The sequence below is a fragment of the Aliiroseovarius sp. S2029 genome, from assembly GCF_023195575.1.
Taxonomy (GTDB): Bacteria; Pseudomonadota; Alphaproteobacteria; order Rhodobacterales; family Rhodobacteraceae; genus Aliiroseovarius; species Aliiroseovarius zhejiangensis.
Genome location: NZ_JALPQE010000004.1, coordinates 345,082 through 371,896, shown reverse-complemented (window position 1 = coordinate 371,896; position 26,815 = coordinate 345,082). Strand labels below are relative to the sequence as shown.

Below are 26,815 nucleotides of genomic sequence, written 5' to 3'. Positions count from 1 at the left end.
CCGCCCCATCTAGCCGCCAAGATAATCCCGCAGCGCGTCTGGAGGATTCTCAAAAATCTCGGTGGTCGGCACAGGCGCATGGGCCTGCCCCCCTTCGACCAGAATCACCCTGTCCGCCAGCCGCCGCGCATCTTCCGGGTTGTGACTGACCATCAACAGCGTTGCGCCGGTTTCGGCAACCAGCTCTGCGACCAGTCGCAACATCTCGGCGCGCAGGGCCGGACCAAGCGCATCGAAGGGTTCGTCCAGAAGCAGCAGCGGCCGATCTCGCAAAAGCACCCGTGCCAGCGCCACACGGGCGATCTGACCCCCGGACAGTTGCGCGGGCTTTCGATCCTCTTTGCCAACCAGCCCGACGCGCTTCAGCGCAGCGTCGACCCGTCGCCTGTCTTCCGGGGTCAACCGCAAATCCGGCCGCAGTCCCAACCCGACATTCTGCGCCACGCTCAGGTGGGGAAACAGGTTGTTATCCTGAAACACCATGCTGATGGGCCGGTCAGCGGGATCGTCGGGCAACACCTTCCCGTGCCAGCGGATCACACCGCGCGCCAAGGGCTGGAACCCGGCGATCATGGCCAGCAAGGTGGACTTCCCCGCCCCGGATGGCCCCAGAACCGCCACCCGCTCGCCCCGGTTCACATGCAGATCGGCGCTCAGGGTAAAATCCCCCATGTCAACGCGCGCGTTTTCAATCGTCAGCATTCACGCGACCCCCTCGGTCAAAGATCCAGAACAGGCACAGCGACAGGCCCAGCAGCAGCACCGCCGCTGCCGCCGCGTCATCCATCCGATAGGCCCCCATCAGGCGATAAAGCTGCAAGGGCAATGTTACCCCATCGGGCGTGGCGAACATCGCGATGACGCCAAGATCGCCCATCGACAAGGCCGCCGCCAGACCCAGCGTAAAGCCAAGCGGACGCCGCAACCGCGGTAACCACAACAGGCGCACCCGTACCAAGCCATGCAGGCCCAACCCGTCAGCCAAAGCGCCGTAGTCCCTTTCAACCTGCCTCAGCGCCGGGACGAGCGCGCGCAGGGTGAAAGGCAAGCTCATCGCTGCGTTGACCACCGCCGTCACTGGCAATGCAAGATCCGAAGGTTTCACGTAAGGAAACAGGATCAGAAACAGTCCTGTTCCCACCACCAAAGGGGAAGCTGCGATGGTCAGATAGCCCAACCCCTCAACCAGCCACGCACCGCGTTGCACCACAAGGGCTGCAATCGCCAGGGCCAGCGCCAGGGTCAGAAAAGCCGATCCGAAAGCCACGAGAAGGGATCGAACCGCCGCCTGAAACACGGATGCGGGCAAGGTCAGAAGCCCCGGCACCCCATCGACGATGACCATGGTCAGGGGCAGCAGCAGAAAAAGGCTGGCCAAACTCACGGCCACCACATCCAAGACGCGCTGCGCCCGCGTGTCGTCCCACCGCTGCACCGCGCGATCCAGACCCGCCCCCATGTCGCCCGGAATGGCGACCCGGAACGCGATCAGGGCTGCCCCTGCCCCCATCGCGAACTGGATAAGCGCCAGCAGCGCCGCGCGGCCAAGGTCGAAATCGAACTTGAATGCCTCATAGATGGCCAGTTCGACCGTGGTCGCCCGCGGCCCCCCACCCAGCGCCAGTGCCACGGCGAAGGAGGTCAGACAGATCAGGAAAATCACCAGAAACGCGCCGGGGATCACCTCGCGCAGCATCGGGCGTTCCAGTGTGCGCGCGATGTCGCGGGGACCCATGCCCAGCGATGCAGCCAGCCGGAAGCGTTCAGCCGGGATCGACAGCCAGCCTTGCAGGATCAGCCGTGTCGCCAGCGGCAGGTTGAAGAACACATGGGCCAGAATGACCCCATGATAGCCGTAAATCGAGATCGGCTCGCCCCCCACCACGCCCAGCGCCGCGCTTATGATGCCGTTGCGTCCAAAGACAGCAATCAGGCCCAGCACCGCGACGATGATCGGCAGAATGAAGGGGGCGCCCAGCAAAGTGACGAGCAATCGGCGCCCCGGAAACGAGCGGCGTGCCAGGGCGCGCGCCACGGGTATGGCCAGCACGACACTGACCCCCGCCGACAGCGCCGCCTGCCACAACGTGAACCGGATCGCGGCCCAATCCGATGGACCAAGACCGCGCCCGCCATCGGCCCTGAGAATGACGGCGACAAGCGTGCCGAACACCAGCACGACCAACAACAGGACAGCCAGAAGGCCGGGCCAGTGCGACACCCAGATGGGGCGATCTGTCCGGCCCGACCGCATCATTTATTTCGAGAACGCCGCAAGCCATTCGTCCAGCGCAGGCTTGCGCAGGGCTTCGGCTTCGTCCTCGGGGAAAAAGATGGCCTTGCCGGGCACACCCAGCAGCTCGAACTTCTCGGGCAGAAGCGACGCATCCAGCTTCGACGGGTAAGACCAGTTCGCGGTCGGGATCGCCTTCTGGAACTCTTCGCTCAGCACATAGTCCATGAAGGCGCTTGCCAGTTCAGGCTGATCGGTGGTTTTCAGCTTCGCGGCCAGTTCGACGAACAGGTAATGACCTTCCTCGAAGATTGCCGCCGACTTGCTCATGTCGTCTTCGGCGATGATGTGATAGGCGGGCGAGGTGGTGTAGGACAGCACCATGTCCGCCTCGCCATCCGTGAACATGCCATAGCTTTCCGACCAGCCTTGCGTCACGGTCAGAACCTTCGGGGCCAGCCGCTCCCACGCCTGCGGCGCGTCATCGCCATAGATCGCCTTGACCCACAGAAGCAGCGCCAGCCCGGAAATCGAGCTGCGTGGGTCTTGCAGAACGATTTTCACATCATCCGGCATGTCCAGCAGCGCCTCGAAACTGGCGGGCGGGGTTTCCATCTTGGTGTTGTCATAGATGAACGCGGTGTAGCCATAGTTGAACGGCAGGAACACATCATCGGTCCAGTCAACGGGCATGGTCAGACCGCTGACATCCTGCCCATGGAGCGCAAACAGGCCGGTCGCCCGCGCCCGTGCGGTGACATCGGTGTTCAGGCCAATGACCACATCGGCTTCCGTCCGCTCGCCCTCCAGCAGAATGCGCGGCAGCACGTCACCGGTGATGAATTGCAGGTCGCAATTGCATTGTGCTTCGAAGCCTTGCTCGATGCCGGGACCGGGGCCCCATTCGGACGCGAAGTAATCGGGGGCATAGACTTGAAGCACGGGCGTTTCCGCCGTCGCCACGGTCGCTGCCGTGGCCGTCAGTGCAAGTCCTGCGACAAATGAAAGGGTCTGTTTCATGGCATCCTCCAAATGCGCCGGACGGAGTGGCATTTGGGGCATCCAAATTACCTTCCCTCCGCCGGTTCTAGCCGGTTCAGGTTCAACGGGTCCGCATGGTCTGCATCTCAGCCGGTTCGCTCCGGCCCCCCGAGGTGACGCCATACCTGACGGGTTTGGCCCAACTTGGCAAGCCCCCCTTGACGTAAGGGCGGCAATCGGCAATGTGACCGCTAACACCCACCATATCGGAGCCGAACATGTCGGACGTCTCACAATCGCCCGTCAGGGGGCTGGGTTTTGCCTTTGCAGCCTTTGCCGTGTTCGCGACGCATGACGCCGTGATCAAGACGCTTGGCGTCAACTTCTCGGTGTTCCAGATCATCTTTTTTGCGATGCTCTTTGCCTTTGTGCCAATGTCGGTTCTGATGCTGGCAGACCGGCAGGTGGACAATTTCCGACCAAACCATCCGTGGCTGATCCTGCTGCGGTCGGCCACATCACTGATTGCCATGTCCGCGGCGTTCTATGCCTTCACCGTCCTGCCCCTGGCCGAAGTGTATGCGCTGCTGTTCGCCACCCCTTTGTTGATCACCGCAATGTCCGCGCTTGTGCTGGGGGAAACGGTGCGCGCGCAGCGGTGGGCTGCGGTCATGGTCGGCCTGATCGGTGTTCTGATCGTGCTCAGACCCGGCGTCACGCAAATATCACTCGGTCATGTATGCGCCCTGATCGCGGCGTTCTGCTCCAGCCTTGGCTCGGTCATCATGCGCAAGATCGGCGGGGAAGAGCGGACGGCCGTGATGATCCTCTATCCCATGCTGTCCTCGATCGCCTTCATGGCGGTCGTGCTGCCCTTCGTCTATCGCCCGATGGAGGTGACGCAACTGGGCATGTTCGCCAGCCTTGGCGTGTTGTCGGTGGGCGCACAGGTGATGATCATCGCCGCCTACCGCGCCGCCCCCGCCGCCGTGGTCGCGCCCATTCAATACAGTCAGATCCTGTGGGCTACCCTGTTCGGGGCGCTGTTTTTCGAGGAATGGCCGGATATGTGGGTGGGTGTGGGCGCGTCTGTCATCATTGCCTCGGGCATATTCATCGTCTGGCGCGAAAGCCGCCCGTCGGTGTCCGTGCGCAATCCGATCCTGCGCGATCCCAACCCGCGCTATGACACCGGACCGGGGCCGAAACCGAAACACCGTCGCCCGCAAAGCTGACGCGCCCGCGCTTCCCTTTCGCACGCGCCTTCGCTATCACCCTGAGAACGAAGGAGCTTGCGCATGTCGATGAACAGTTTCGGTCATATCTTCCGCGTCACCACATGGGGTGAAAGCCACGGGCCTGCCTTGGGTGCAACGGTCGATGGTTGCCCCCCCGGCATCCCGCTTGAGGCCGAGATGATTCAGGTATGGCTGGACAAGCGCCGCCCTGGTCAGAACAAGCACACGACCCAGCGCAATGAACCCGATCAGGTGCGCATCCTGTCGGGCGTGTATGAGGGCAAGACCACCGGCACGCCGATCCAGCTGATGATCGAAAACACCGATCAGCGGTCGAAGGATTATGGCGAGATCGAGAAAACCTTTCGCCCCGGTCACGCTGACATCACCTATTGGCAGAAATACGGCATCCGCGACCCGCGCGGCGGGGGGCGATCGTCGGCGCGTGAAACAGCGGCGCGGGTGGCCGCTGGCGGCGTGGCGCGCGAGGCGCTGAAGGCGTTGCTGCCGGGGCTTCAGATCAAGGGTTACATGACCCAGATGGGCGCGCTTCATTTGGATCGCGACAAGTTCGACTGGGACGCGATTGACCAAAACCCGTTCTGGCTGCCGGACAACAGCGCCGTCAAGGAATGGGAAGATTACCTGCACCACCTGCGCACCAAGGAAAACGATAGTGTCGGCGCGGCGGTAGAGGTCGTCGTGCGCGGTGCCCCTGCGGGTCTTGGCGCCCCAATTTACGCTAAGTTAGACACTGATCTGGCCGCCGCGATGATGTCGATCAACGCCGTGAAGGGCGTCGAGATTGGTGAAGGCATGGCGGCGGCAGGACTGAAAGGCACCGAGAATGCCGACGAGATTTCGATGGGGGATGATGGCCCGGTGTTCACCTCGAACCACGCGGGCGGTATTCTGGGCGGGATTTCCAGCGGGCAGGACATTGTTGTGCGCTTCGCGGTGAAGCCGACAAGTTCCATCCTGACCCCACGCCAGTCGATCACCAAATCGGGCGACCCCATTGAAGTGGTCACCAAGGGCCGTCATGACCCCTGTGTGGGCATCCGCGCTGTGCCCGTGGGCGAAGCGATGGCGGCCTGTGTCATCCTTGATCACGTCATGCTGCACCGCGCGCAGATGGGCGAAGGGGTGCGCGGCAAGATCGGTTGAAGGGCGCCGGGCGGTGCCCGGCAGATTTGAGGCCTCCGGCGGGGATATTTCGGGCCAGAAGAAGCGGGGGTTTTCAGGGTCGTGCGGGCGTTTGTTTGGACAGTTGCACGGCAAGGATGCCGAAGGTGATGATGGCGACGCCGATGAAATCCATCATGGTCAGCGCCTCGCCCAGCAAGAGCCACGCGATGGCGACGCCGAAGAACGGGTTGAGGAAGTGGAAGGTGGCCGCCTTGACCGCGCCAATGCGTCCGACCAGTGCGAACCAGACCCAGGTGGCCAGAAGGCCGGGCACCAGCACCGTGTAGCCAAAGGCAAGACCAAGACGCAGGCTTGGTTCAAAGCCGGGGCTTTCCAGAAAGACGGCAACCACCGCCAACACAGCGGAGCCCACGAACATCTGTAGTCCGACGATCATCATCAGGTTACCACCCGAAGATGCCGTGCGCACCGCAAGGGTTGCTGCCGTCAATGCGCCCGCGCCGACGAAGCACAGGATGACGCCAACCACATCGACGCCGCCGGACAATCGCGACCCCATGATCAGCGCGACGCCCACAATCCCCGCCATCAGGCCAAGCATCGCCAAGGGACGCATCCGGTCACCCATGAACAACCAGCCCGCCAGCGCGACCATCAATGGCATGGTCGATGCGATGATCGAGGCCAGGCCGGCCTCGACCCACTGCATCGCCACGAAATTCAAACCCAGATACAGCGCGTTCTGGCACACACCGAATATGATCACTGCGCGCCACTGGTTGCGCGTCAGCGACCAGCTTTGGCCCAGCGCGCGGGCGATGATCACGCCCAGCAGGCCGGAGATCAAAAACCTGAGCGCCAGGGAGTAAAGCGGCGGCGCATCCGCCACGATGATACGGGCCGAGGTGAAGGCCGAGCTCCACATCAGGGCAAAAGCCAGCCCCATTACGATCGCGCGCAGATCCATGTTTCCTCCGGCAATAGAAAAGGGCCGCCACTTGGGCGACCCTTTCCGAAATCCTGTGCGGGGACAAGCCCCGAAGGCAGAAGATCAGCCGTTCACGCTGTCTTTCAGAGCCTTTGCGATGGTCATTTTCACGACCTTGTCCGCGTCTTTGTGGATCTGCTCGCCGGTGGCCGGGTTGCGCACCATGCGGGCCGGACGTTCGCGGCAATAGATCTTGCCAACACCGGGCAGGGTCACGGCACCGCCGTTGGACACTTCCTTGGTGATGATGTTGATGATACCGTCCAGCGCGCTCGACGCCGATTTCTTGTCCGAGCCCATTTCTTCGGCCAAGGCAGCGACCAGCTGGGTCTTCGTCATAGGTTTCGACATGTATTACACTCCTCACATTTACCCATTGATTGGGCTTCATTGGGCGCATTTAACTGTATGTAGCGGGGGGACACAACGATTTGTTGTGCCCATTTCCCCAATAAAAAGCGGTTTTTCCCTGTTTTCGCGCGAGTTTCCCTAAAGGAAAGCGGTCTCTTCGAAGCTTCTGAGTTTCCGGCTGTGGATTCGTTCGATCGGCATGTCGCGCAAGGTCTCCATTGCCTGGATGCCAATCAGCAGGTGCCGTGCCACCTGTGACTTGTAGAAATCGGACGCCATGCCAGGCAGCTTCAGCTCGCCATGCAGGGGTTTGTCGGACACGCACAGAAGCGTGCCATAGGGAACGCGAAACCGGAATCCGTTGGCGGCGATGGTGGCGCTTTCCATGTCCAGAGCGATGGCGCGCGACTGGCTGAGCCGCTGCACCGGGCCGGATTGGTCACGAAGTTCCCAGTTCCGGTTGTCCAGCGACGCGACCGTGCCGGTGCGCATGATCCGCTTCAGATCGTAACCTTCCAACTCGGTCACTTCGGCAACGGCCTGCTCCAGTGCGATCTGGATTTCGGCAAGCGGCGGCACCGGCACCCAGATCGGCAGATCATCGTCCAGCGCCTTGTCTTCGCGCAAATACGCGTGGGCCAGCACGAAATCCCCCAGCCTCTGGCTGCTGCGCAGCCCCGCACAATGGCCGACCATCAACCACGCGTGAGGGCGCAAGACCGCGATGTGGTCGGTGGCCGTTTTCGCATTGGACGGACCGACCCCGATATTCACCAAGGTGATTCCCGTCCCATCCGGCCGTTTCAGGTGATAGGATGGCATTTGCGGCAACTTCGTCAGCACCGGAAGCGCCTGGTCGGGTGCCGTGATCCGGTGATGTCCGGGGCCGACAAATGCAGTATATCCGCTGTTTGGGTCCGCCAACATCTGCCGGGCATAAGCCTCGAACTCGTCGACATAGAACTGGTAGTTGGTGAACAGAACGTAGTTCTGAAAATCCTCGGGCTTGGTCGCGGTATAATGTGTGAGCCGCGCCAGCGAATAATCCACTCGCTGCGCCGTAAAGGGCGCAAGTGGGGCCACACCATCCGCAACCTTTGGCCCAACCCCGTTTACAATGTCATCATTGGTGCTGGACAGGTCGGGCACATCGAACACATCGCGCAAGGGAAAGCTCGTCACGCCTTCTTGCGGGACAGAAATATCGGGCTCGTTCGTGACCGCGAAATGCACGGGGATGGGCGTGTCGGAAAGGCCGATCTGAACCGGCACCCCGTGATGTTCCAACAGAAGCGCGATCTGCTGCGTCAGATAGTTTTCAAATAGGTCCGGGCGCGTGATCGTGGTGCTGTATTGTCCCGGTGCGGCAACGTGACCGAAGCTGAGCCGTGTGTCGATCTGCGCATGGCTGGTCGTGGTCAGGCATATCTGTGGATAAAACGCGCGAAAGCGCGTGTCGGGCTGATCGCCGGACACCGATTGTTCGAACCGGTCCCGCAGAAAGGCGCAGGACTGTTCATAAAGCTCCTGCAACCGCAGCACCGCAGCTTTGGCATTGGTAAATGTCTCGTGCGGACCGCCGGGCGGGGTGATCACGGGAATGGCGTTTCCGTTGGAAGGCATCAAGGCTCCTCGATCAGGTTGGTCAGTTCAAACCGGGTGACATCCACAAGTCCCAGATCAGAGATACGTAACTCGGGAATGACAACAAGTGCCAGAAGTGAGTGCTGCATATAGGCGTTGTTCAAGGTGCAACCACACTGCGCCATCGCGGCCACCATGGCATCGGCCTTCGCGGCCACTTCACGCGCGGGGGCGTCCGACATCAGCCCAGCCACGGGAAGTTCGACCAGCGCCAGCTCCTCGCCATCCTTGAACACGGTGATACCGCCACCAACCTCGCCCAGACGATTGGCGGCCAGCGCCATATCCTCGCGGCTGGTGCCGACGACGATCATGTGGTGACTGTCATGCGCCACGGTCGAGGCGATGGCCATCCGCCCGGCATACCCGAAGCCCGACACAAGCCCGTTAACAACCTCGCCCGTCGCGCGGTGACGTTCGACCAGCGCGATCTGGCATACATCCTGCGCTTCGTCGCTTTCCACCAAGCCATCCACCACGCCAAGGTCGCGGGTCAGCGCCTTGGTGGGGGCCTGGTTCTCGACCACGCCAATCACCTTGGCGCGGACAGAGTTTGCCCCTTCGGGGGCGGCGATCTCGAAATCCACGGCGTCCAGCACACGGCCCAGATGCACGGTCTTGCGCGCATATTCGGGCCAGTCCAGATGCGGGCAATCAACCGTGACCTCTCCGCCCTCGGCCACAGTCACACCGCGCGCAATCACGCGATTGATCGGCAGGGTGGTCAGGTCGTCGGTCAGGATCACATCTGCCCGCCGCCCGGGTGTAATAGAGCCTAACTCACGCTCCAGCCCGAAATGGGTTGCGGTGTTGATCGTTGCCATTTGCAGTGCGATCAGCGGGTCGCATCCACAGGAAATTGCATGGCGCACCACGCGGTTCATATGGCCGTCATTAACCAGGGTGCCGGAATGGCAATCGTCCGTGCAAAGGATGAAGTTGCGCGGGTCCAGTCCCTTTTTGGTGATCGCCGTGATCTGGGTTTCAACGTCATACCACGCCGACCCCAGACGCATCATCGACCGCATCCCCTGTCGCACGCGGGCAATTGCGTCCGCCTCGCAAGTGCCTTCGTGGTCATCCGCCGGGCCACCCGCCGCATAGGCATGGAAGGCCGGGCCAAGGTCCGGGCTTGCGTAATGCCCGCCCACGGTCTTGCCCGCCCTTTGTGTCGCCGCAATCTCGGCCAGCATCTTGGCGTCGCCATTCACCACGCCGGGGAAATTCATCATCTCACCCAGCCCGATGATGCCGGGCCATTCCATCGCCTCGGCCACATCATCGGGCGTGATTTCATATCCAGTTGTCTCTAATCCAGGCGCAGACGGCGCGCAGGAGGGCATTTGGGTGAAGATATTGACGGGCTGCAACAGCGCCTCGTCATGCATCAGTTTCACACCTTCCAGCCCCAGCACATTCGCGATCTCGTGCGGATCCGTGAACATGCTGGTCGTGCCATGCGGGATCACGGCGCGGGCAAATTCGGCCGGTGTCAGCATCCCGCTTTCGATATGCATATGCGCGTCACACAGGCCGGGGATCAGGTATTGGCCATTGGCTTCGATCACCTTGGTCCCGTCACCAATGCAATGGCTGGCGTCGGGCCCAACATAGGCGAAACGTCCATCGACAATGGCAACCTGCCAGCCATCCAGAACCTCACGCGTGTGAACATTCACCACGCGCCCGCCCCGGATCACCAAATCGGCTGGTTCCCGACCGGCAGCCACCGCAACAAGGCGCGACGCACTGTCGGACCATGATTTCAAACTTGGATTTTCCATTGACCCATTGTTCTAATTTCCGATGTTAGCGCAACCCCCAAAAACGCTTTGACATTAGCGCTTTTCAATCCCACCCGCACGGCGATACTGCGCGCATGGACAAGACACTTTTTATCTTCGGGTTCGGCTATTCCGCCCGCGCACTGGCACGGTTGCTGCAAGACGAATTTACCATCATCGGCACCTCGCGCGAGGCTGGCGATGATGTAATCCAATGGCCGGGGCACGACATTAACGAGCCGTTGTCACACGCCACGCATCTTCTGATTTCGGCCGGACCTGACGCAGACGGAGACCCCGTTTTAAGGCGGGTTAGAGACGATATTGCCCGCATCGCCCCCCAGCTTCAGTGGGCGGGCTATCTGTCCACCACCGGCGTTTATGGCGACCATCAGGGGGGATGGGTGGACGAAGAAACGCCCCTTGCTCCATCCACAATACGCGGGCAGCAGCGGGTCGAAGCCGAAGCGGCATGGCAAGAGCTTGCCGCCGAGACCGGGCTGCCCCTGCACATCTTCCGCCTTGCAGGCATTTATGGCCCCGGCCGTGGCCCGTTTGCCAAGGTGCGACGCGGCACGGCGCGGCGGATCATCAAGAAAAACCAGGTGTTTTCGCGCATTCATGTCGATGACATCGCGCAAGTGCTTGCGGCGTCCATTGCCCATCCGAACCCCGGTCGCATCTACAATGTCTGTGACGACAACGCCGCCCCGCCCGAAGATGTTCTGGCCCACGCCGCCGACCTGTTGGGCCTGCCCCACCCCCCTGCCGAAGATTTTGAGACGGCCGAAATGACACCCATGGCCCGCAGCTTCTATGCCGAAAGCAAGCGGGTGCGAAATGACCGGATCAAGGACGAGTTGGGGGTGAAGCTGCTCTATCCAACCTATCAGGACGGGTTGGCGGCGCTGCTGAAAGCCGAGGGTTAGGCCCGCTTTTCGCCGATTTGCGCGATGCCCAGCACGTCCAGCACCTTCGCTTCGATATGCTTGGCGGACAGACCGGCCTCTTCATACATCCGCGCAGGCGAGGCGTGGTCGATGAACGTGTCGGGCAGAAACATCGACCGGAATTTCAGACCCGTGTCAAACACGCCTTCATCCGCCAGCAGTTGCGCAACATGACTGCCGAAACCGCCGACGGCACCTTCTTCGATGGTGATCAGCGCCTCGTGGTCGGCTGCCAGCTTCATGATCAGATCGCGATCCATTGGCTTGGCAAACCGCGCGTCGGCGATCGTCGGGCTGATCCCGCGGGCGGTCAAGGCCTCGGCGGCCTTCTCGACCTCGGCCAGTCGCGTGCCGAAGGACAGGATCGCCACGCGCGCACCTTCGCGGATCATGCGACCCTTGCCGATCTCCAACACCTCGCCCTGTTCGGGAAGGTCAACGCCGACCCCCTCGCCACGCGGATAACGGAAGGCACAGGGGCCGTCGTTGATCGCATGGGCGGTCGCGACCATATGCATCAACTCGGCCTCGTCCGCGGCGGCCATAACGACCATTCCGGGCAGGTTAGACATGAACGCGATGTCAAACGCACCCGCATGGGTGGCGCCGTCAGCCCCCACCAAGCCAGCGCGATCAATCGCGAAACGCACGGGAAGGCGTTGGACCGCAACATCATGCACGACCTGATCATAGCCACGTTGCAGAAACGTCGAATACATCGCGCAGAAGGGCTTCATGCCGCCTGCCGCCAGCGCGGCTGAGAAGGTCACGCCATGCTGTTCGGCAATCCCTACGTCAAAGCACCGCGACGGATAGCGTTCGGCCATCAGGTTCAGCCCGGTGCCGTCCGGCATCGCCGCCGTTACGGCGCACACCTTGTCATCCTTGCCCGCGAGATCAACCAGTGTCTTGCCAAAGACCGAGGTATAGCTGGGCGCGTTTGACGGAGCCTTGTGCTGCTTGCCGCTGGACACGTCGAACCTGGCCGTCGCGTGACCACGATCGCGTGCGGCTTCGGCGGGGGCGTATCCCTTGCCCTTCTTGGTGATCACATGGATCAGCATCGGACCCGTCGCCCGGTCATGCACCGTGCGCAGGATCGACAACAGGCTTTCCATGTCGTGGCCGTCGATGGGTCCGACATAGGAAAAGCCAAGTTCCTCGAACAACGTCCCGCCGACGGTCATCGACTTGACCATTTCCTTGGCCCGTCGCGCGCCTTCCTGGAAAGGTTCGGGCAGCAGGCTGACAGCGCCTTTGGCGGCGGCTTTCAGTTCCTGAAACGGCTCGCCCGCGTAAAGGCGACTCAGATAGTTCGACATCGCACCCACCGGCGGCGCAATGGACATTTCGTTGTCGTTCAGGATCACGAACAGACGGCGACCCAGATGGCCAGCGTTGTTCATCGCCTCGAACGCCATGCCCGCAGACATCGACCCGTCGCCAATGACGGCAATCGCGTCACCGATGCCATGCTCCGGCGCGCCGCCCAAGTCGCGCGCCACCGCAAAGCCCAGCGCCGCCGAGATCGAGGTCGAACTGTGCCCCGCGCCGAACGGGTCAAACGGGCTTTCCGACCGCTTGGTGAAGCCGGACAATCCGCCTTCGGCACGCAGGGTGCGGATACGGTCGCGGCGACCCGTCAAAATCTTGTGCGGATAGCATTGATGGCCCACGTCCCAGATGATCCGGTCACGCGGCGTGTCAAAAACAGCGTGCAGCGCCACGGTCAGTTCGACCACACCCAGCCCTGCCCCCAGATGCCCGCCGGTTTCCGAGACCGCCGAAATGGTCTCGGCCCGCACGTCCTTGGCCAGCGCCACAAGCTCGCGGTCGGACAGGGATTTCATGTCGGCCGGAACCGATATGCGATCAAGAATGGGTGTCTCGGGTGTGTCGGCCATCTGCGCCCCGCTGCCTATCTGTCGCGCTGGATAACGAAACGGGCGGCCTCCCGCAAGGTTTCGGCATCCTGACCATAGGGGGCCAACGCGTCACAGGCTTGTTCCACAAGCTCGGCTGCGCGGGTTTTCGCCGCATCCAGTCCCATCAAGGACACGAATGTCGCCTTGCCGGCATCGGCATCCTTGCCCACCGCCTTGCCAACCGTCTGGGCATTCCCTACGACATCCAGAATGTCATCGGCAATCTGAAAGGCCAGACCCATTGCGGTGGCATAGTCACGCATTGGCGCGGGGTCGGCACTTGCCATCAGCGCCCCCGCTTCGGCCGACCACCTGATCAGCGCGCCGGTCTTACCGGCCTGCAACGCGATGATTTCGTCAATATTCAGCGGCACTGGCGCGGTTTCCGCGGCTATGTCCAACGCCTGACCATGAACCATCCCCACCTGCCCAGCGGCGTGCGCAAGGGTCGCAATCAATTCAACCCGCGCATCGCCTACGGCGTCATGTGTCAGTAGCTCGAACGCCAGGGTCTGCAATGCATCCCCAACCAACACCGCCGTTGCCTCGTCCCATTTCCTGTGAACCGTCGGCAGCCCGCGACGCAGGTCATCATCATCCATGCACGGCAGATCATCATGCACCAGTGAATAGGCGTGAACTGCCTCGATCGCGGCGGCGGGCCGGACGGATCTTTGGTCGCTTACACCGTGCAGCCGGGCGCTCTCCATCACCAGGAACCCGCGCAACCCCTTACCGCCCGCCGTGGCATAGCGCATCGCCTCAGCCAACACGCTATCATTCAGAATCGCATCGTGCAGACAAGCCCGTGCAAGTCCGCTGGTTTCCGTCAGCCTTTGCTGAAACATTTACAGACCTTCGACCGGCGTCGCGCCTGTCGGTGCGCCGTTGGGGTCCAGCGTGATAGCGGCCACCTTTTCTTCGGCTTCCTTCAACTTCTTCTCGCACCGTGCTTTCAGCTCGGCGCCGCGTTCATACAGCTTGATCGAGTCTTCCAGTGCAACATCGCCACGCTCTAACTGGCCGACCACCGCTTCCAGCGCACGCATGGCCTCTTCGAAACTCATTTCGCTTACGGGTTTGTCGCTCATGCGCCTCGCTCCATCATCACGTTGACATAGGCCCCGACACTGTCGCCAAGGGCCTGAAGATCATAGCCGCCCTCAAGCGACGATACCACCCGGCCTTCGCAGCATTTGTCCGCCAGATCGCAGATCCGATGCGCCATCCAGGCAAAATCCTCGGTTTCCCATTGCAGCCCCGCCAACGGGTCGCGCCGATGCGCGTCGAAGCCTGCGGACACCAGCACCAATTGAGGTTCATAAGGCTCTAACACACCGGAAAAAACCTTTTCCCACGCCTCTTGCATCACCTCACCGCCGGTCGCCTCTTCCAACGGAATATTGATGATCTGTCCGAACGCCCCCTTCTGATGCAGGCCGCCCGATCCGGGATAAAGCGGCATCTGGTGCGACGACACGAACCGCACCCGCGATTCATGCCACAACACGTCCTGCGTGCCATTGCCGTGATGCACGTCGAAATCAAGCACCGCGATCCGGTCAAGCCCATGATGCTCTGCCGCATAGCGCGCGGCAATCGCGACGGTGGAAAACAAGCAAAACCCCATCGGGTTCGCCTTTTCGGCATGGTGCCCCGGCGGGCGACAGGCGACGAAAGCATTCTGCGCTTCACCGGCCAAAACAGTGTCTATTGCAGCCGCATTCGCCCCGATTGCCCGAAACGCAGCTTCCAGAGATCCGGGAGCCATGAACGTGTCACCATCCAGTTGCGTCCAGCCTTCGACCGGTGCGGCATCATCGAGCTTTTCAAAATATCGCCGCGAATGCCCAAGACGCACGTGATCCAGGGTGCCCATTGGCGCAGCTCGACGGTCCAACGCCGCAAATTCGGGCGACGACAGGGACCGTTCGATCGCCTCAAGCCGCGCGACCTGTTCAGGGTGGCCCGGCGGCGTCACGTGTTCGTGGCAAACTGGGTGCGTGTAAAGCAGTGTTGTCATGGCGCGACGCTAGGACAATCCGCCCCGATCAACAAGGCAATGCGCACCGGCGCGACAATCAATCCGGTGCCAGCATATACCCTGCACCGCGCACCGTTTGCAGATAGCGGGGCTGTTTGGGGTCAACCTCCAACTTGCGGCGCAACCTTGTAATCTGCACATCCACCGCGCGTTCCTGTGCCTGCCCCTGATCGCGGCCCAACTGCTCCACAAGAGACGCGCGGCTGACCGCATCACCAGGCGTCGCCGAGAAGATGCGCATCAACTGCGATTCGGTGGCCGTCAGGCGCACAAGGTCATCGCCGCACCAAAGCTCGCCCCGTTCGGTGTCATAATGCTTGTCGCCCAGGTTCAGCACCTTTGGTGTGACCTCATCCGCGACCACCGGCATACGACGCAGGATCGCATTGATCCTGAGCAAGAGTTCTTTCGGCTCGAATGGTTTCGCCAGGTAATCATCCGCACCGGCTTCCAGCCCCTTGATGCGGTCTTCGGTATCCCCCTTGGCGGTCAACAGAAGGATCGGCGTCGACAGCACCTCGCGCAGGGATCGGGTCAGGCTGATCCCGTCTTCGCCTGGCATCATCACATCCATCACGATCAGGTCGAAATCCAGCCCTTCCAGCAAGCGTCTCGCGTGGCTCGCGTCCCGCGCGGCGCTGACCCAGAAGCCCTGCCGGATCAGGTATTTCTGCAACAAACGGCGTATGCGTTCATCGTCATCCACGATCAGCAGATGGGCTTCAGTCATATCACTCATCGCCATCATCCCTGGTTCTGTTGAAATGATGGCGCAGTTCCGGGTCCATCATCGCCTCTAGCACGGTGCGAAACCCTTGGACGGCCTCTGGCCCGGCTTCGCGATAGGCTTGCCGCATCCGTTCGCGTTGCGCGGTGGACAGCTCTTGCTCCAGCGCCGCGCCGCTTTCGGTCAGGAACAAATGCCGTTCGCGCTTGTCGCGGGTGCCCACACGGCTTTCGACAAGCCCGTCGTCGATCAGGGTGCGCAACACACGGTTCAGCGATTGTTTGGTCACGCCCAGAATGGACAGCAAGTTGTTCACCGTCGTGCCCGGCGCGCGGCTGATGAAATGCAGCGCCCGGTGATGTGCCCGCCCCAGACGGTATTCTTCCAAAATCCGGTCAGGATCGGCGGTAAACCCGCGATAGGCGAAGAACATCGCCTCGATCCCTTTGCGCAGCTGTTCGTCCGTCAGAAACAGCAGCGTCTGTCCACCCGGTGTCTGCGTGTCCGCCATTGCCGGCCTCATCACAATTCATGTTACAGGGTCCAGTTTTATGTCAGTGTTGTTGACTTTCCAAGAATCAATTGTTAGCGAAATGCTGATTTTGCGTAATTTAATATCCGATACGGACCTAATCTGCGCAACTTTTGCAAACATGCCCAAGGGCGACAGACTGGAAAGGACAGGAAGATGAGCGGATATGACGACCGTGATGGCAAGATCTGGATGGACGGCCAGTTGGTCGAATGGCGTGATGCCAATGTGCATATTCTGACCCACGCGCTGCACTATGCGTCCTCGGTGTTCGAGGGCGAGCGGCTGTATGATGGCAAGATTTTTCTGAGCCGCAAGCATTCCGAACGTCTGCTGAAATCGGGCGAGATGATGGACATGCCCATCCCCTATACCGTCGATGAAATCGAGGCGGCAAAACAGGCCGTGGTCGAGGCAAACGGGCTGACCAACGCCTATGTGCGTGTCGTGGCGTGGCGCGGGGCTGGCGAAGACATGGGTGTTTCGTCCGCACGCAATCCGGTGCGCATGGCCGTCGCGGCGTGGGCCTGGGGGGACTATTACGGCGACGCCAAGATGCAGGGGGCCAAGCTGGACATTGCCAAATGGAAACGCCCGTCCCCCGAAACCATCCCCACCGCTGCGAAAGCCGCCGGTCTTTACATGATCTGCACCATGTCCAAGCACGCGGCCGAAGCCAAGGGCTGCTCGGACGCGCTGTTCATGGATTATCGCGGTTACGTGGCCGAAGCGACCGGGGCCAACGTCTTCTTCGTGAAGGATGGTGAAGTGCACACGCCGCTGCCCGATGCGATCCTGAACGGCCTGACCCGCCAGACGGTGATCGGGATGCTGCAAGCCCGGGGGATCGCGGTGCATGAACGCCACATCATGCCGGAAGAGCTGGAAGGGTTTGAACAATGCTGGCTGACCGGATCAGCCGCAGAAGTGACGCCTGTGGGCCAAATCGGTGAACATACATTTGAAGTCGGCGCGCTGACCCGCGAAATTGCGGAAAGCTATGAAAAGCTGGTGCGCAGCTAGGACCCTTTAACATTTCGTGAACCTGCCCACCCTATCCTGCCCATGACGCAGGATAGGAGAGGGGCATGTTTGCGCGGCGCGGGGTCAGATTGCTGGCGGTGATCATCGGCGTGATCGCCCTGCCCAGCGTGGTGGCGCTGGCGTGGTATCACCATACCAACGACCCAACCTTGCGACCGCTGGGCATTACGAAAGCTGCCCTGACAGAACACGAAAATGCCACCGCATCGGAAGTGGTCGCGCATCTGTCCTGGAACAGCGCGCAGGAAGCCGAACCCAGCGACGCGTTCGCACAATCTCTGGTGCAAGCCTTCGACATCAAGCAAGTCGATCTGCGTGTCATCGTGACCGACAGCGCCGGGGAGGCCACATCGGTGCTGTTCGTGGTCGGGGCCTCGCGAATTGGTCCCTTTCCGAAAGACAAGGCCGTCAAGGGGGTGAACGCAGCGATCATGGCCTATCACATGGTCTCGACCCGTCCGCCAAACGCCCCTGCGAACTAGGAGATCGCAGAAAGTTTGCCCACAGCCCAGCGCGCAGCATCAGCCACCACCGGATCTGCGTGGTCCACATGGGTTTGCGCGTGGGGCAGCAAGGATGCATCCCCTGAATTGCCAATCGCATACAGCACATTGCGCAGGAACCGTGACAATCCGATCCGCTTGATCGGACTGCCGGAAAAATGGGCCCGAAAACCCGCGTCGTCGAACCCGACCAGATCCGCCAGCTTCGGGGCCACCAGATCGTCACGCGCGGCATAGCGCATCTCGGACGCCGCGACCGCGAACTTGTTCCACGGGCAGGCGGCAAGGCAATCGTCACATCCATAGATCCGATTGCCCAGTTGCGAGCGCAACGGTTCGTCCACCGGCCCTTTATGCTCGATCGTCAGATAGGAGATGCAGCGCCGCGCATCCAGTTGGAAGGGGGCCGGAAAAGCGTCGGTCGGGCAGGCCTCAAGACAGGCAGTGCAGGAGCCGCAATTCTCGCGCCCCGGTTCGTCAACGGGCAGCTCCAGCGTCGTGAAGATCGCGCCCAGAAAGAACCAGTTGCCCAGCTCGCGCGACAAAAGGTTGGTGTGTTTGCCTTGCCAGCCCAGACCCGCCGCTTCGGCCAGCGGCTTTTCCATAACGGGCGCGGTATCGACGAACACTTTGATCTCGCCACCAAACTGGTCGATCATCCAGCGCCCAACGCGCTTTAGCCGTTTCTTGACGATATCGTGGTAGTCTCGGTTCTGCGCATAAACACTGATCGCGGCGCGGTCGGGCATCCCCACCACCTGCATCGGATCATGTTCAGGCGTGTAAGGTTCGGCCAACATGATGACGGTGCGCGCCTCGGGCCACAAGGCGGCGGGGTTGCCGCGCCAGTGCATCCGCTCGCCCATCCAGCCCATATCGCCATGCCGCCCTTCAGAGACATAGGTTTCCAGCCGCTCGGCGATCTGGGGCACGCTGTCAGGGCGGCAGAACCCCGCGCGCGCGAAACCTTCGTTCAGGGCTTGGTCTGTGATGGCCTGCCGGATCTCGGCGGTCAAAAGTCCAGATCCGCGTAATGCGGTGGCTGCGGAAAGCCGGGGATCTGGTCGGCGAGGATAGATCGGAAGGCCGGGCGCGATTTGATCTTGGCATACCATTCGCGCACATTCTCATTCCGGTTCCAGTCCACATCGCTGATGTAATCCAGCGACGACAGATGCGCCGCAGCCGCAAAGTCGGCCAACGTCATCGTGTTGCCCGCCAGCCAGCGGCGCTGCTCCAACAACCAGCCCATATAATCCAGATGATACTTGATCGCCTTCGCGCCGGCCTTGATGTTGCGGCTTTCGGGATAACCTGCCCCCATCACCTTCTTGTTCACCCGCTCATACAGCAGGTTCGACGTCACCTCGTTGTGGAATTTGTCGTCAAACCAACTGACCAGTCGGCGCACCTCGTAACGACCTTCGGGATCATCAGGCAGAAGCGCAGGGTCGGGGAAGCGTTCTTCGATATATTCGCAGATCGGGCCGCTCTCGCTCAGCAACTTGCCGTCGATCTTCAGGATCGGAACCTTACCCGCCGGGTTGCGACGCAGGAAGTCCGAGCTTCTTTCCCAGTACTTCTCCTCGACCAGTTCAACCTCGATCTTCTTTTCGGCAAGCGACAGGCGCACCTTGCGGCAGAAAGGGGACAGGGGGACGTGAAATAGTCGGTTCATGGTGTGTATCAGCCGTTGTTCCTTGTCCCGTATTGCCGCGTTTGGGTCACGGGATCAATCCTCGAAACAGGCAGCCCGCCCATCCGCGCGGATCGTGGCCGCTCCATCCATGATGGATTGCGCGCGTTTGCGCACAAATGGCGACGGGCGCGAGGCGGACCGTTCCTTCGGATTGGGCAAAAGTGCCGCCAGACGCGCGGCCTGCACGGCGGTCAGTTTTTCAGGCCCGACACCGAAATAATGGAGAGAGGCGGCTTCGACACCAAACACGCCTTCGTCAAACTCGGCCACGTTCAGATAGACTTCGATGATCCGACGCTTGGTCCACACAAGCTCGACAAAGGGTGTGATCGTCGCCTCCAAAGCCTTGCGCGGCCATGATCGCCCGTGCCAAAGATAGACATTCTTCACGACCTGCTGCGTCAGCGTCGATGCCCCGCGTGACCCGCCATCGTCAATCGCAGCCCGAATGGCGCGCATATCGAAGCCCCAGTGACGGCAGAAATTTGCATCCTCGGCCGCCACGACAGATCGCGCCATCACCGGCGCTATTTCATCCAGATCGACCCATTGCCGATCCGCCCAGCCCAGCCGCATCTTTTCGCTTATGATATGTGGGGTGGTCGGCGGATTGATGAAGGCATAGCCCACGATGCCCAGCGCAAAAAAGCAAAAGACCGCCAGAAACACACGCTTGATCCACAGCTTGATCCAATCAATCGGATGAAGCTTTATGCGCTTTTTCTTCGACGCCTTCTTCTTGCCCGCCGGCTTCTTTTTTGCTGCTCTTGCCACGTATCTTTCAGACCACGACGCACGGGTCCGGTCAAGATAGGCATTGGACGAAGGTGCGACAGTAAAACGCCCACCGGCTAGGTGGGCGTTTTGTGGTTTTCTGCCTTACTGGGCCGGTATGGCTTCCGCTTCCATGCTGAGCGGCGCAGGAAGCTTGTCCAGCATCTCGATCGGGCAGACTTGCAGGAAGTTCCCTTTCTCAAGATCCCAATGACGCAGGATTTCCGTCGCCAACTGGCTGCGGGTTTCTTCGGCGTGACGTTCCACCAATGATTTCAGTTGCGCTTCCCAGTGGTCGACCGTGACCGGATTGGTCACAAGGCTTTCCATGTTCATGTATTTCTGCGCAACGCCGTCGGGGTCATAAAGATAGGCCATCCCCCCCGTCATACCCGCCCCGAAGTTCGACCCGATCGTGCCAAGGATCACTGCGACACCGCCGGTCATGTATTCACACCCGTTCGATCCGCAGCCTTCGATCACCACATGCGCGCCCGAGTTGCGCACCGCAAACCGTTCGCCCGCGCGGCCAGCGGCAAACAGATAACCGTCGGTCGCACCGTAAAGCACCGTATTGCCGATGATCGTGTTGTCACAGGCCACGAGCGGGCTGGACAGCGGTGGACGCACCACGATGGTGCCCCCCGACAAGCCCTTGCCGACATAGTCGTTGGCGTCGCCCGACACCTCGATCTTCAAACCGGGTGCTGCAAACGCGCCCAGTGATTGACCGGCCGAGCCCTGCAGCTTCACCGTCAGGTGATCCGGTTGCAGGCTGTTGCGCATCCCGAACCGCTTGACGATATGGCTGGAAATCCGCGTGCCGACTGTCCGGTGCGTGTTCTGCACCGTATAGGACAGCTGCATCTTTTCGCCATCCTCAAGGAAACGATGGGCATCGCGCACGATCTCGGCGTCCAGCGTATCGGGCACCGCGTTGCGGTCGCGGTTGCGGTTATAGATGATCTTGTCCGCCCCATCGACGACCAGCAGAAGCGGGTTCAGGTCCAGATCGTCCAGATGCGCCGAGCCACGGCTGACCTGGCTCAGCAGATCCGCGCGCCCAATCACTTCGTCCAGCGACCGTGCCCCGATCGAGGCGAGGATTTCCCGCACTTCCTGCGCATAGAAGGTGATCAGGTTGACCACCTTGTCCGCGCTACCGGTGAACTTTTTGCGCAGGTCGTCGTCCTGCGTGCAGACACCAACGGGACAGGTGTTCGACTGGCACTGACGCACCATGATACAGCCCATCGCGATCAGGGCGGCGGTGCCGATCCCGTATTCCTCGGCCCCCATCATCGCCGCCATGACGATGTCACGCCCGGTGCGCAGGCCACCATCGGTGCGCAACGTCACCCGGTCGCGCAGGTTGTTCATCGCCAGCACCTGATGCGCCTCGGTCAGGCCCATTTCCCAGGGCAGACCCGCGAATTTGATCGAGGTTGCGGGCGACGCGCCCGTGCCGCCATTGTGACCCGAAATCAGGATGACATCGGCCTTGGCCTTCGCCACGCCCGCGGCAATCGTGCCCACGCCCGAGGCCGCAACCAGCTTCACCGTCACCTTACAGCGCGGATTGATCTGTTTCAGGTCATAGATCAGCTGCGCCAGATCCTCGATCGAATAAATGTCGTGGTGCGGCGGCGGGGAAATCAGCGTCACGCCCTTTGTCGAATGGCGCAGACGGGCGATCAGGTCGGTGACCTTCATGCCCGGCAACTGGCCGCCTTCGCCGGGCTTGGCGCCTTGGGCCACCTTGATTTCCAGCTCTTCACACTGGTTCAGGTATTCGGCGGTGACACCAAAACGGCCCGACGCCACCTGCTTGATCTTGGCCGACGGGTTGTCACCATTGGGTTCCGGGTGGAAATGCGCGGGGTCTTCCCCGCCTTCACCCGAATCCGACTTCGCGCCAATGCGGTTCATCGCGACGTTCAGCGTCTTGTGCGCCTCGGGGCTGAGCGCCCCCAGCGACATGCCCGGCGTTACGAAGCGTTTGCGGATCGCGTTGATGCTTTCCACTTCTTCGATCGGAACCGGATTGCCCATCGGCTTGATGTCCAACAGATCACGCAGGTGGATCGGCGGGTTGGCCCGCATCCGGGCCGAATACTGCTTCCACATCTGGAACGAGGCCCGATCGCAAGCCGACTGCATCAGGTGCATCGTCTGGGCTTCCCAGGCGTGGGTTTCGCCCGACCGGCGCGCCTTGTAGAAGCCGCCCACCGGAAGCACCTGATTGCCGCCGCCAAAGCCTGCGGCGTGCACCTCTTCCAGCTTCTTCTGGATACCGTTCACACCGATGCCGGAAATACGCGAGGTCATGCCGGGGAAATACTCCGCCACCATGGCGCGGCTCAGCCCCACGGCCTCGAAATTCAGACCACCGCGATAGGACGAGATGACCGAGATGCCCATCTTCGCCATGATCTTCAGCAGACCCTGGTCAATCGCCTCGCGATAGTGGCGCACCGCTTCGCTGAGCGAACACTCCAACAAGCCGCGCTCAATGCGATCCGCCAGGCTGTCCTCGGCCAGATAGGCATTCACCGTGGTCGCACCACAGCCCACGAGCACTGCGAAGTAATGCGGGTCCAGACATTCCGCCGACCGCACATTGACCGAACAGAAGGTGCGAAGGCCTTTTTTCACCAACCAGCTGTGAATGGCAGACGTGGCAAGGATCATCGGCATGGCGATGCGGTCCTTGCCCTGCCCCTGATCGGTCAGCACAAGGTGGCCAGCGCCCGAGCGCACGGCGTCTTCCGCCTTGGCGCGTATGTCATTCAAGGCAATGCGCAGGGCCCCCTCGTCGCCCCCGGCGGGGAAGGTGCAGTCAATTTCCGCCATCTGGGCGTTGAACGCTTCGGTCAGTTTCTTGAACTGCTCGTTTCCGACAAAGGGGCTTTCCAGAACGATAATCTCGGTCTGTGTGCCGCTTTCGTCCAGAACGTTTTTCAGGTTCCCGAACCGGGTTTTCAACGACATCACGCGGAACTCGCGCAAGCTGTCGATGGGCGGGTTGGTCACCTGGCTGAAATTCTGGCGGAAGAAATGGCTCAGCGGGCGATACTTGGTGGACAACACCGCAGACGGCGTATCATCCCCCATTGAGGCCAGTGATTCCTTGCCGTCCTCGGCCATCGGGGCCAGAATCTGCTCCAGCTCCTCAAGCGTGTAGCCGGCGGCCAGCTGTCGACGGCGCAGCTCTTCGCCGGAAAAGATCGGCTTTTCCTCGACCTGGTTCAATTCATCGCTCAACTCGCTGATCTTGCCGACCCACTCGCCAAATGGCAGGGACGCCGCCAGCCGGTCCTTGATTTCGGTATCGTGATACAGCTTGCCCTCGACCGTATCGACGGCCAGAAGCTGCCCCGGCCCCAATGCGCCCTTTTCCACGATGCCCGCTTCGTCAATCGGCACCATCCCGGCTTCGGACCCGGCGATCACCAGCCCTTCGCCGGTGACGACATAGCGCATCGGGCGCAAGCCGTTGCGGTCAAGCCCGGCACAGACCCAGCGGCCATCGGTCATGGCCAGGGCGGCGGGGCCATCCCACGGCTCCATCACCGAGTTGCAATAGGAATACATATCCTTCCAAGCCTCGGGCAGTTCGACCGCCTGCTTGGACCAGCTTTCCGGCACCAGCATGGTTTTGGCCATCGGGGCCGAGCGGCCCGCGCGCACCAGAACCTCGAACACCGCGTCCAGAGCGGCCGAGTCGGACGACCCGCCCGGCACGATGGGTTTGATGTCTTCGGCCAAATCGCCAAACGCGGACGATGCCATGCGAATCTCGTGGCTTTTCATCCAGTTCAGGTTGCCCTTCAGCGTGTTGATTTCACCGTTATGGGCCAGCATCCGGAACGGCTGCGCCAGCCACCATTGCGGGAAGGTGTTGGTTGAATAGCGTTGGTGATAGATGGCGAAGGTCGAAATGAACCGTTCATCCATCAGGTCGGGATAGAACTCGGCCACCTGTTCGGCCAGCATCATCCCCTTGTAGATGATCGAACGACAGGACAGAGACGCAATATACAACCCGTTGATATGCGCGCTGGCCACGGCTTTTTCGATGCGGCGACGGATCACGTAAAGCTCGCGTTCGAAGGTTTCTTCGTCGACGCCTTTCGAGTTCGAGATCATGATCTGTTCGATTTCGGGCCGTGTGGCGTTGGCTTTTTCGCCCAGGCAGGTGATGTCGACAGGCACGTGGCGCCAGCCATAGATATGATAGCCCATGCGCAGGATCTCGGATTCCACGATGGTTCGGCACGCTTCCTGTGCGCCGAAATCCGTGCGCGGCAGGAACACCTGACCGACGGCGATCAACTGGTCTTCGTGCGGTTCGTGTCCGGTGCGACGGATCTGGTCATAGAAGAACGGCACGGGGATCTGGATGTGAATACCCGCCCCGTCGCCCGTCTTGCCATCGGCATCCACCGCGCCCCGGTGCCAAATGGCCTTCAGCGCGGCAATCCCTGCCTCGACCACATCGCGTGAGGGTTTTCCCTCGACCGACACCACAAGACCGACACCGCACGAGCTGTGTTCGTCTTCCTCGCGATACAGGCTGTGTTCGGCCATGAATTTGCGCTTGGCTTCCTCGCGGCGGACCCAATCGGCATCATATTTCGTCATATTGGTTCTCCTTACGGACGGGCTTGGGCGTGTTGACCCGGCTGGCCCGGAAAATTCGTTATTCGGCAGCAACCGCGCGCGCTGCGTTGAGAGAGGCAAGAATGTCCGCCCCCGCTTCGCGCCCGTCGCGGATGGCCCAGACCACAAGCGACGCACCGCGCACGATGTCACCCACGGCCCAGACACCATCCATATCGGTCCGGTGAGTGCCGAAAGCGGCCTTGACGGTGCCCCAGCGGGTGACGGTCAGATCCTTCTCGTCCCACAAACTCGGCAGATCTTCGGGTTCAAAGCCCAACGCCTTGATGACCAGATCGGCGTCCTCGGTGTATTCCGAGCCTTCGATCACCTCGGGGCTGCGACGCCCGGTCGCGTCAGGTGCACCAAGGCGCATTTTCTGCACGATCACGCCAGTGACGGGATCGCCGGAGAAGCCTTTTGGGGCTGACAACCAGACAAACTCGACACCTTCCTCTTCGGCGTTCTGCGTTTCGCGTTGCGACCCGGGCATGTTGGCGCGGTCACGGCGATACAGGCATTTCACCGATTTTGCGCCCTGCCGAACAGCGGTGCGCACGCAATCCATCGCGGTATCGCCGCCGCCGATCACCACGACATTCTTGCCCTCTGCATTCAACTCTCCGCTATCGAAGGCAGGAACGGCGTCACCAAAACCCAGCTTGTTCGAGCAGGTCAGGTAATCCAGCGCCGGCACGATACCCTTGGCCCCGGCCCCCGGCCCGGACAGGTCGCGCCCTTTGTAGACGCCCGTGGCCAGCAAAACGGCATCGTGGATCGCGCGAATATCCTGAAAGCTGATATCCTTTCCGACATTGCAGTTCAGAACAAACTCGACTCCGGCGTCTTCCAGCAGTTTCACGCGGTGCAGGACCACGTCTTTTTCCAGTTTGAACCCTGGAATGCCATAGGTCATCAACCCGCCCGCCCGGTCGTGCCGATCATAGATCGTCACATTCACGCCCGCACGCACGAGAACATCCGCCGCGGCCAGACCGCCCGGTCCAGCCCCGATGATCGCCACGCTTTCATCGCGCTTGGCGACAGGCGTGATCGGTTCGACCCAACCGTTATCCCAAGCGGTGTCGGTGATGTATTTCTCAACCGCGCCGATGGTAACGGTGCCGTGGCCAGATTGTTCGATCACGCAATTGCCTTCGCACAGCCGATCCTGCGGACAGATACGACCGCAAATCTCGGGAAAGGTATTGGTCGCCTGGCTCAGCTCATAGGCCTCTTTCAGACGGCCTTCTGCTGTCATGCGCAGCCAATCGGGGATGTTGTTGTGCAGCGGGCAGTGGGTCTGGCAATATGGCACGCCACACTGGCTGCAACGGCTGGCTTGCTCGGCAGCTTTCTGGGCCGCAAACTCGGCATAGATTTCGTGAAAGTCATCCTTGCGCGCCTCGGCGGCACGCTTTTCGGGCATATCCCGTCCGACAGTCACAAATTTCAACATAGGCTGCTTGGCCATCCTGGCTCTCCGTCAATTTGGCTCGGTCCTGCGCTTTTAGACAAGGCCGGACGAGATTAAAAGACAGTATTGCTGACCTTTTTGCCGTTCCAGTGCACTTTTTTTCACTTTCC

23 protein-coding genes and 1 riboswitch are annotated in these 26,815 nt (G+C 61.2%); of the genes, 5 read left to right on the top strand and 18 right to left on the bottom strand.

Annotated elements, in window-relative coordinates; translation table 11 throughout:
- Window positions 1–9 precede the first annotated feature (9 nt).
- From MUY21_RS10890 to MUY21_RS10880, 3 genes are read right to left on the bottom strand one after another with little or no spacing between them, the layout of a single operon-like run.
- Window positions 10–702 (bottom strand): ATP-binding cassette domain-containing protein, encoded by a 693-nt coding sequence (locus MUY21_RS10890; RefSeq protein ID WP_248410408.1) that lies wholly within the window; start codon window positions 700–702, stop codon window positions 10–12.
- Complete coding sequence (locus MUY21_RS10885; RefSeq protein ID WP_248410407.1) at window positions 689–2,254, bottom strand: thiamine/thiamine pyrophosphate ABC transporter permease ThiP; 1,566 nt, start codon at window positions 2,252–2,254, stop codon at window positions 689–691. The genes MUY21_RS10890 and MUY21_RS10885 overlap by 14 nt, the downstream gene beginning before the upstream one ends.
- A 3-nt stretch (window positions 2,255–2,257) precedes the next feature.
- Window positions 2,258–3,253, bottom strand: coding sequence for a thiamine ABC transporter substrate binding subunit (locus MUY21_RS10880; protein ID WP_248410406.1), 996 nt, complete (start codon window positions 3,251–3,253; stop codon window positions 2,258–2,260).
- A gap of 36 nt (window positions 3,254–3,289) precedes the next feature.
- Window positions 3,290–3,395: riboswitch (TPP riboswitch) on the bottom strand.
- A 97-nt stretch (window positions 3,396–3,492) separates the two neighbouring features.
- Between MUY21_RS10880 and MUY21_RS10875 the strand changes: the two genes are divergently transcribed.
- The gene (locus tag MUY21_RS10875; RefSeq protein ID WP_248410405.1) at window positions 3,493–4,449 is read left to right on the top strand and encodes a DMT family transporter; all 957 of its coding nucleotides are present in this window, start codon (window positions 3,493–3,495) and stop codon (window positions 4,447–4,449) included.
- 63 nt (window positions 4,450–4,512) lie between these two features.
- Window positions 4,513–5,619: a chorismate synthase gene (gene aroC, locus MUY21_RS10870; protein ID WP_248410404.1), complete on the top strand. Its 1,107-nt coding sequence runs from the start codon at window positions 4,513–4,515 to the stop codon at window positions 5,617–5,619.
- Between the two features lie 73 nt (window positions 5,620–5,692).
- Here aroC and MUY21_RS10865 read toward each other — a convergent pair whose 3' ends face one another.
- The 4 genes from MUY21_RS10865 to ade all read right to left on the bottom strand — a co-directional run bounded on the left by MUY21_RS10865 (window position 5,693) and on the right by ade (window position 10,368).
- Complete coding sequence (locus tag MUY21_RS10865; RefSeq protein ID WP_248410403.1) at window positions 5,693–6,568, bottom strand: DMT family transporter; 876 nt, start codon at window positions 6,566–6,568, stop codon at window positions 5,693–5,695.
- Window positions 6,569–6,652: 84 nt separating this feature from the next.
- Window positions 6,653–6,940 carry an HU family DNA-binding protein gene (locus MUY21_RS10860; RefSeq protein ID WP_191286713.1) on the bottom strand — a complete coding sequence of 96 codons (288 nt, stop codon included), beginning with the start codon at window positions 6,938–6,940 and terminating at the stop codon, window positions 6,653–6,655.
- Between the two features lie 138 nt (window positions 6,941–7,078).
- The gene (locus MUY21_RS10855; protein ID WP_248410402.1) at window positions 7,079–8,563 is read right to left on the bottom strand and encodes an AMP nucleosidase; all 1,485 of its coding nucleotides are present in this window, start codon (window positions 8,561–8,563) and stop codon (window positions 7,079–7,081) included.
- A complete protein-coding gene (ade, locus tag MUY21_RS10850) occupies window positions 8,563–10,368 on the bottom strand; it encodes an adenine deaminase (RefSeq protein ID WP_248410401.1) in 1,806 nt (601 codons plus the stop codon). The genes MUY21_RS10855 and ade overlap by 1 nt, the downstream gene beginning before the upstream one ends.
- A gap of 95 nt (window positions 10,369–10,463) precedes the next feature.
- On the opposite strand from ade, the gene MUY21_RS10845 reads away from it, so the two are divergent.
- Complete coding sequence (locus MUY21_RS10845; protein ID WP_248410400.1) at window positions 10,464–11,297, top strand: SDR family oxidoreductase; 834 nt, start codon at window positions 10,464–10,466, stop codon at window positions 11,295–11,297.
- Here MUY21_RS10845 and dxs read toward each other — a convergent pair.
- Genes dxs through MUY21_RS10815 form a run of 6 tightly spaced genes read right to left on the bottom strand, consistent with a single transcriptional unit; the run spans window position 11,294 to window position 16,525 of the window.
- Window positions 11,294–13,222: a 1-deoxy-D-xylulose-5-phosphate synthase gene (dxs, locus tag MUY21_RS10840; RefSeq protein WP_248410399.1), complete on the bottom strand. Its 1,929-nt coding sequence runs from the start codon at window positions 13,220–13,222 to the stop codon at window positions 11,294–11,296. The genes MUY21_RS10845 and dxs overlap by 4 nt on opposite strands.
- Window positions 13,223–13,236: 14 nt before the next feature.
- Window positions 13,237–14,091 carry a farnesyl diphosphate synthase gene (locus MUY21_RS10835; RefSeq protein ID WP_248410398.1) on the bottom strand — a complete coding sequence of 285 codons (855 nt, stop codon included), beginning with the start codon at window positions 14,089–14,091 and terminating at the stop codon, window positions 13,237–13,239.
- Window positions 14,092–14,334 carry an exodeoxyribonuclease VII small subunit gene (locus MUY21_RS10830; protein WP_248410397.1) on the bottom strand — a complete coding sequence of 81 codons (243 nt, stop codon included), beginning with the start codon at window positions 14,332–14,334 and terminating at the stop codon, window positions 14,092–14,094. It abuts the gene before it with no gap.
- Complete coding sequence (locus MUY21_RS10825) at window positions 14,331–15,266, bottom strand: histone deacetylase family protein (protein WP_248410396.1); 936 nt, start codon at window positions 15,264–15,266, stop codon at window positions 14,331–14,333. The genes MUY21_RS10830 and MUY21_RS10825 overlap by 4 nt, the downstream gene beginning before the upstream one ends.
- 58 nt (window positions 15,267–15,324) lie before the next feature.
- Complete coding sequence (locus MUY21_RS10820; RefSeq protein WP_248410395.1) at window positions 15,325–16,026, bottom strand: response regulator; 702 nt, start codon at window positions 16,024–16,026, stop codon at window positions 15,325–15,327.
- Complete coding sequence (locus MUY21_RS10815; protein WP_191286722.1) at window positions 16,019–16,525, bottom strand: MarR family transcriptional regulator; 507 nt, start codon at window positions 16,523–16,525, stop codon at window positions 16,019–16,021. The genes MUY21_RS10820 and MUY21_RS10815 overlap by 8 nt, the downstream gene beginning before the upstream one ends.
- A gap of 177 nt (window positions 16,526–16,702) precedes the next feature.
- Here MUY21_RS10815 and MUY21_RS10810 point away from each other — a divergent pair, with 177 nt between their 5' ends.
- Window positions 16,703–17,569, top strand: a complete 867-nt coding sequence (locus MUY21_RS10810) for a branched-chain amino acid aminotransferase (protein ID WP_248410394.1) — start codon at window positions 16,703–16,705, stop codon at window positions 17,567–17,569.
- A gap of 65 nt (window positions 17,570–17,634) precedes the next feature.
- Complete coding sequence (locus tag MUY21_RS10805; RefSeq protein ID WP_248410393.1) at window positions 17,635–18,072, top strand: hypothetical protein; 438 nt, start codon at window positions 17,635–17,637, stop codon at window positions 18,070–18,072.
- On the opposite strand, the gene queG is transcribed toward MUY21_RS10805, so the two are convergent.
- The 5 genes from queG to MUY21_RS10780 all read right to left on the bottom strand — a co-directional run bounded on the left by queG (window position 18,069) and on the right by MUY21_RS10780 (window position 26,702).
- A complete protein-coding gene (gene queG, locus MUY21_RS10800) occupies window positions 18,069–19,109 on the bottom strand; it encodes a tRNA epoxyqueuosine(34) reductase QueG (RefSeq protein ID WP_248410392.1) in 1,041 nt (346 codons plus the stop codon). The genes MUY21_RS10805 and queG overlap by 4 nt on opposite strands.
- Window positions 19,106–19,771, bottom strand: coding sequence for a glutathione S-transferase family protein (locus MUY21_RS10795; protein ID WP_248410391.1), 666 nt, complete (start codon window positions 19,769–19,771; stop codon window positions 19,106–19,108). The genes queG and MUY21_RS10795 overlap by 4 nt, the downstream gene beginning before the upstream one ends.
- Window positions 19,772–19,825: 54 nt before the next feature.
- Window positions 19,826–20,566 carry a monofunctional biosynthetic peptidoglycan transglycosylase gene (gene mtgA / locus MUY21_RS10790; RefSeq protein ID WP_248410390.1) on the bottom strand — a complete coding sequence of 247 codons (741 nt, stop codon included), beginning with the start codon at window positions 20,564–20,566 and terminating at the stop codon, window positions 19,826–19,828.
- Window positions 20,567–20,671: 105 nt separating this feature from the next.
- The gene (gltB, locus tag MUY21_RS10785; RefSeq protein WP_248410389.1) at window positions 20,672–25,210 is read right to left on the bottom strand and encodes a glutamate synthase large subunit; all 4,539 of its coding nucleotides are present in this window, start codon (window positions 25,208–25,210) and stop codon (window positions 20,672–20,674) included.
- A 58-nt stretch (window positions 25,211–25,268) separates the two neighbouring features.
- The gene (locus tag MUY21_RS10780) at window positions 25,269–26,702 is read right to left on the bottom strand and encodes an NAD(P)-dependent oxidoreductase (protein ID WP_248410388.1); all 1,434 of its coding nucleotides are present in this window, start codon (window positions 26,700–26,702) and stop codon (window positions 25,269–25,271) included.
- Window positions 26,703–26,815 lie beyond the last annotated feature (113 nt).

Excerpts from the sequence above, each read along its gene's own strand:
- MUY21_RS10890 (WP_248410408.1), bottom strand. The coding sequence starts at position 702 with ATGCTGACGATTGAAAACGCGCGCGTTGACATGGGGGATTTTACCCTG.
- MUY21_RS10885 (WP_248410407.1), bottom strand. The coding sequence starts at position 2,254 with ATGCGGTCGGGCCGGACAGATCGCCCCATCTGGGTGTCGCACTGGCCC.
- MUY21_RS10880 (WP_248410406.1), bottom strand. The coding sequence starts at position 3,253 with ATGAAACAGACCCTTTCATTTGTCGCAGGACTTGCACTGACGGCCACG.
- MUY21_RS10875 (WP_248410405.1), top strand. The coding sequence starts at position 3,493 with ATGTCGGACGTCTCACAATCGCCCGTCAGGGGGCTGGGTTTTGCCTTT.
- aroC (WP_248410404.1), top strand. The coding sequence starts at position 4,513 with ATGTCGATGAACAGTTTCGGTCATATCTTCCGCGTCACCACATGGGGT.
- MUY21_RS10865 (WP_248410403.1), bottom strand. The coding sequence starts at position 6,568 with ATGGATCTGCGCGCGATCGTAATGGGGCTGGCTTTTGCCCTGATGTGG.
- MUY21_RS10860 (WP_191286713.1), bottom strand. The coding sequence starts at position 6,940 with ATGTCGAAACCTATGACGAAGACCCAGCTGGTCGCTGCCTTGGCCGAA.
- MUY21_RS10855 (WP_248410402.1), bottom strand. The coding sequence starts at position 8,563 with ATGCCTTCCAACGGAAACGCCATTCCCGTGATCACCCCGCCCGGCGGT.
- ade (WP_248410401.1), bottom strand. The coding sequence starts at position 10,368 with ATGGAAAATCCAAGTTTGAAATCATGGTCCGACAGTGCGTCGCGCCTT.
- MUY21_RS10845 (WP_248410400.1), top strand. The coding sequence starts at position 10,464 with ATGGACAAGACACTTTTTATCTTCGGGTTCGGCTATTCCGCCCGCGCA.
- dxs (WP_248410399.1), bottom strand. The coding sequence starts at position 13,222 with ATGGCCGACACACCCGAGACACCCATTCTTGATCGCATATCGGTTCCG.
- MUY21_RS10835 (WP_248410398.1), bottom strand. The coding sequence starts at position 14,091 with ATGTTTCAGCAAAGGCTGACGGAAACCAGCGGACTTGCACGGGCTTGT.
- MUY21_RS10830 (WP_248410397.1), bottom strand. The coding sequence starts at position 14,334 with ATGAGCGACAAACCCGTAAGCGAAATGAGTTTCGAAGAGGCCATGCGT.
- MUY21_RS10825 (WP_248410396.1), bottom strand. The coding sequence starts at position 15,266 with ATGACAACACTGCTTTACACGCACCCAGTTTGCCACGAACACGTGACG.
- MUY21_RS10820 (WP_248410395.1), bottom strand. The coding sequence starts at position 16,026 with ATGAGTGATATGACTGAAGCCCATCTGCTGATCGTGGATGACGATGAA.
- MUY21_RS10815 (WP_191286722.1), bottom strand. The coding sequence starts at position 16,525 with ATGGCGGACACGCAGACACCGGGTGGACAGACGCTGCTGTTTCTGACG.
- MUY21_RS10810 (WP_248410394.1), top strand. The coding sequence starts at position 16,703 with ATGAGCGGATATGACGACCGTGATGGCAAGATCTGGATGGACGGCCAG.
- MUY21_RS10805 (WP_248410393.1), top strand. The coding sequence starts at position 17,635 with ATGTTTGCGCGGCGCGGGGTCAGATTGCTGGCGGTGATCATCGGCGTG.
- MUY21_RS10795 (WP_248410391.1), bottom strand. The coding sequence starts at position 19,771 with ATGAACCGACTATTTCACGTCCCCCTGTCCCCTTTCTGCCGCAAGGTG.
- gltB (WP_248410389.1), bottom strand. The coding sequence starts at position 25,210 with ATGACGAAATATGATGCCGATTGGGTCCGCCGCGAGGAAGCCAAGCGC.
- MUY21_RS10780 (WP_248410388.1), bottom strand. The coding sequence starts at position 26,702 with ATGGCCAAGCAGCCTATGTTGAAATTTGTGACTGTCGGACGGGATATG.